This is a genomic window from Streptomyces sp. SID4985 (genome assembly GCF_009863025.1).
Classification (GTDB): domain Bacteria; phylum Actinomycetota; class Actinomycetes; order Streptomycetales; family Streptomycetaceae; genus Streptomyces.
Genome location: NZ_WWIR01000705.1, coordinates 1 through 4,234 on the forward strand (window position 1 = coordinate 1; position 4,234 = coordinate 4,234).

General features: G+C 72.6%; 5 protein-coding genes. 3 read left to right on the forward strand and 2 right to left on the reverse strand.

All coding sequences use genetic code 11. The annotated features are described in order from the left end of the window. Positions 1-112: 112 nt before the first annotated feature. A complete protein-coding gene (locus GTW40_RS31280) occupies positions 113-862 on the forward strand; it encodes an endonuclease/exonuclease/phosphatase family protein (protein ID WP_161183508.1) in 750 nt (249 codons plus the stop codon). A 6-nt stretch (positions 863-868) separates the two neighbouring features. Here the strand turns inward: GTW40_RS31280 and GTW40_RS31285 are convergent, their stop codons facing one another. After that, positions 869-1,543, reverse strand: a complete 675-nt coding sequence (locus GTW40_RS31285; protein WP_161183509.1) for a hypothetical protein — start codon at positions 1,541-1,543, stop codon at positions 869-871. Beyond that, positions 1,536-2,315 (reverse strand): alpha/beta fold hydrolase, encoded by a 780-nt coding sequence (locus GTW40_RS31290; protein ID WP_161183510.1) that lies wholly within the window; start codon positions 2,313-2,315, stop codon positions 1,536-1,538. Before GTW40_RS31290 ends, GTW40_RS31285 begins: the two co-directional genes overlap by 8 nt. A 193-nt stretch (positions 2,316-2,508) precedes the next feature. Here GTW40_RS31290 and GTW40_RS31295 point away from each other — a divergent pair, with 193 nt between their 5' ends. Both GTW40_RS31295 and GTW40_RS31300 read left to right on the forward strand, forming a co-directional pair. Further along, positions 2,509-3,267, forward strand: a complete 759-nt coding sequence (locus tag GTW40_RS31295; protein ID WP_343245831.1) for a lysophospholipid acyltransferase family protein — start codon at positions 2,509-2,511, stop codon at positions 3,265-3,267. 72 nt (positions 3,268-3,339) lie between these two features. After that, positions 3,340-4,234: DUF5931 domain-containing protein (locus tag GTW40_RS31300; RefSeq protein WP_161183511.1), on the forward strand; the 895-nt coding region annotated here is incomplete at its 3' end.

Genomic DNA, 4,234 nt, shown 5'->3' on the forward strand with positions numbered 1-4,234 from the left:
TTTAGGGGCGCGGGGAACTGCGCGACAAGCCACGCACGACCGGCAGTCGCAAACGATCCCGCGCCCCTGACTCATAAGGCGCCCGAACGCCCGAACCGCGTAGGTTGGCCGCATGGCAACCCCGTTCCCCAACTCCCGCACAGAACCAGACGGTTCAGCGGTCATCAGGGTCCTGACCTACAACGTCCGCTCCCTGAAGGACGACACCGAAGCCCTGGCCAGAGTCATCAACGCCTGCACCCCGGACCTCGTCCTCCTCCAAGAAGCCCCCCGCTTCTTCCGCTGGCGCAAAAAGCTCACCCGCCTCGCGAACGCCACAGGCCAGACCTACCTCACCGGCGGAGCCCCCGCCGCAGGGCCGGCGATCCTCTGCTCACTCCGGGCCACGGTCGACCGCACCGAGGACGCCCTCCTCCCGCTCACCCCCGGACTGCACCGGCGCGGCTTCGCCACCGCCGAGGTCCGTTTCGGACAGGCTCGCCTCGGCGTCCTCAGCTGCCACCTCAGCCTCCAGCGGGACGAACGCCGGGAACAGGGCGCCGCACTCCTCGACCGCCTCGCCGGAATGGGCACCGAGCACGCGATCGCGGGCGGCGACCTCAACGAGGACCCCGGGGGACACACCTTCCAGAGCCTCGCCGCCGGACTCCAGGACTGCCGGACCACGGCCCCGCGGGGCGGCGCGGACACCTTCCCGGCCACCGCGCCCGAGCGCCGTATCGACGCGCTCTTCGCCACCAAGGGCATCGAGGTGCTGGCCTGCGGAGTCCCGGCGGACCTGCCCGGGGTCACCGGGGAAGACCTGAGGGCGGCCTCGGACCATCTCCCGGTCCTGGCCGCCCTCAGAATTCCCGCGTCCTGAAGAACGTCAGACGACGGCCCCGCGCCCGGGGTCGTCGCCGCCCCCCTCCTCGTCGTCCGTGCGCATCCGCGTCACCAGCGTGACGAAGCCGCCGACGAAGCCGCCGATCCCGCAGGTCGCCAGCCACCAGGTCATCTCCCAGCCGAGCAGCACCGCGAGCAGCAGCAGGATGGGCCCGCCGACCACACCGAGCCAGGCGAACTTCGCCGTGGTGTCCGCCACCGGCAGCGGCGGCGGCTCGGGCGGTACGAAGTGGCCCTCGTCGTCCTCGTCGAAGTCGTCCTCGGAGGACTCGGGAGCCTGGTAGTCGCGCGGCCCGGCCTGGGGTCCTATCCCGGGCGCGAACGAGACCGAACTGCCCAGCGGCCGAGCGGTCCGGGGCGTGCCCGGTTCCTCCCCGTCGCCGTCCTTGTCCGGGCCGTCCTTGGCCGCGCTGTCCTTGTCCGCCCCGGAGGTGTCCGTGCCGGTGGCCACGGCGGGCTCCTCCGGGTCCATCTCCGGCAGCGCCAGATCCTCGATGGGCCGGAACGGCCGGGAACCCGGCGGGTCCACCGGCTCCTCGCCGTACCCGGCGACGATCGCCTTCCAGGCGGCCTCCTCGTCGAAGGGCACGCCCGGCACGCCCGGCTCCTCCGGCTCGCGCTCCTCGCGGCCCTCGCGATCGGAGTCGTGCTCAGCCAACTCTGGCCGTCCCTTCCTCGTCGGCTCGGGGTGCGAGCCGGCCGACGAAGGCAAGGCTCTCCTCGAAGATCCGGTCCGCATCGTGGTCCAACGTCGCCACGTGGTAACTCTGTTCCAGCACGATCTCCGTTACGTCCGTGGAGGACACCCGGCTCAGCACCCGGGCGGAATCGGCCGCCGGAACGACATGGTCCCGCGCGCTGCGCAGCAGCAGCAACGGCTGGGTGACCCGCGGCAGCTCGCCGTCCAGACGGCGCAGGGACTCCCGCAGCGAGTGCGCGGCGTGCAGCGGAACCCGGTCGTAGCCCAGCTCCTCGGCGCCCTCCTTGGCGATGTCGCTGGCGATGCCCTTCGTGGAGGGCACGAGATGCCGGGCCACCGGAAGGGCGTACGCGGAGAGGCCGTGCACCCGGTTCGCCGGGTTGACGACGACCACCCCGGCGATCCGGTCGCCGTGCCGCGAGGCCAGCGCGAGGGAGAGCGCGCCGCCCATGGACAGACCGGCCACGAACACCTGGGAGCAGCGCTCGGTGAGGTGCCGCAGCTCGCGGTCGACCGTCGCGTACCAGTCGGCCCAGCCCGTGACCGCCATGTCCTGCCAGCGGGTTCCGTGTCCGGGCAGCAGGGGCAGCGAGACGGTGAGGCCGTGCGCGGCGTGGTGCTCCGCCCAGGGGCGCAGCGACTGGGGCGAGCCGGTGAAGCCGTGACAGAGGAGGACACCCACCTCCCCGCCTTCGTGGCGGTACGGCTCTGCTCCGGGAAGGACCGGCACCTTGGGGCTCCTGTTCCGAGAAGGGGCGAAGGGACTTTTCCGGTGCGTGCGGGACGGTTCGGGGAAAGCGGTGTTGCGGAACCGGCGGATGTGCTTCACCGTACGCGACCGTACCGACACCGACCAGGGTCGTCGGGTCCATCGGCCGCGGACCGGGTTAAGGTCTGTTCGACGGACCACAGGAGGAACACGGGTGTTGTACGGCACGATGAAGCTCGCCATCGGAGGGCCGCTCAAGGTCGCCTTCCGGCCCTGGGTGGAGGGTCTGGAGAACATCCCGGACGACGGCCCCGCGATCCTGGCGAGCAATCACCTGTCCTTCTCGGACTCGTTCTTCCTGCCCACGATGCTGCACCGCAAGGTCACCTTCATCGCCAAGGCGGAGTACTTCACCACCCCGGGCGTCAAGGGACGCCTGACCGCCGCCTTCTTCAAGGGCGTCGGACAGCTGCCCGTGGACCGCTCCGGCGCGCGCGGCGCGGGCGAGGCGGCGATCAAGAGCGGCATAGAGGTGCTGAAGCGCGGCGAGCTGTTCGGCATCTACCCCGAGGGCACCCGCTCGCCCGACGGCCGGCTCTACCGGGGCAAGCCCGGCGGCCTGGGACGCGTGGCACTGGCCACGGGCGCCCCGGTCATCCCGGTCGCGATGATCGACACCGAGAAGATCCAGCCGCCCGGCAAGGTGATGCCGAAGCTGATGCGGCCCGGCATCCGGATAGGCAAGCCCCTCGACTTCAGCCGCTACCAGGGCATGGACCACGACCGGTTCGTGCTGCGCGCGCTGACCGACGAGGTCATGTACGAGATCATGAAGCTCTCCGGCCAGGAGTACGTGGACATGTACGCGACCGCCGCCAAGCGGCAGCTCGCGGATGCGGCGAAGGCCGCCAAGGAAGCCGCGCAGGCGGGGACCGGGTCCACCGGGGACAAGCCGGAGAAGACCGGCGCCTAGCGGCCGGGCCGGGGGAGCACGGGGGAAGCCGGGGAGCACGGGGGAAGAAGTACCGGGGGGACGGGGGCGGTCGTGGCCGGACGTGAGCGGGTTCTGCGGATGTCGGTCGAGCTGCCGCTGTGGCGCGCGCTCGCCGGATACCGCGTCCTGACGGCGCTGTACGCCGTCGGTCTGGGCGTCACCGCCTTCGGCCACTTCGTACGCCCCTGGGCCGCCGTCGCGTACTACGCGGTCCTCGTCGTGTGGACGGCCGTCACCCTGCCCCGGGTCACCGGCGCCGAGCGCTGCACCCGGAGGTTCCTCGCGGCCGACCTGACCGTCGCCGTGACGGGCATCCTGCTCACGCCGTTCACCGACGACCCCGCGCGGATCACGGGCGGCGGCCCCACCCTGCCCTCGATATGGACGGCCGGGGCGGTGCTGGCCTTCGCCCTCAAGGGCGGCTGGCGCTGGGCCGCGATCGCCTCCACGGCCGTCGCCGCCGCCAACCTGATCGAACGCGGCGCCCCGACCCGCGACACCGTGCACAACGTCATCCTGGTCTGGCTCGCCTCCATCGCCATCGGCTACGTCGTCGAGGTCGCCCGTGCCTCCGAGCGCACCCTCGCCCGCGCCCTGGAGATCGAGGCCGCCACCCGCGAACGCGAGCGCCTGGCCCGCGACATCCACGACGGCGTGCTCCAGGTGCTCGCGATGGTGCAGCGGCGCGGCGCGGTCATCGGCGGCGAGGCGGCCGAGCTGGGGCGGCTCGCGGGCGAGCAGGAGGTCGCCCTGCGCATGCTGGTCTCCGGCGGCCTGCTGCCGGTCTCCCGTACGGCGCTGGAAGCGGGCCCCGGGACACCCTGCGACGACGGTGCCGTACCCCCGGACGACGGCCCGCTCGACCTGCGCGCCCTGCTCGCCCCGTACGCCGGGGCCCGGGTGAGCCTGGCCGAGCCGGGCGCCCCGGTGCCGCTGCCCCCGGCCG

Excerpts from the sequence above, each read along its gene's own strand:
- GTW40_RS31280 (WP_161183508.1), top strand. The coding sequence starts at position 113 with ATGGCAACCCCGTTCCCCAACTCCCGCACAGAACCAGACGGTTCAGCG.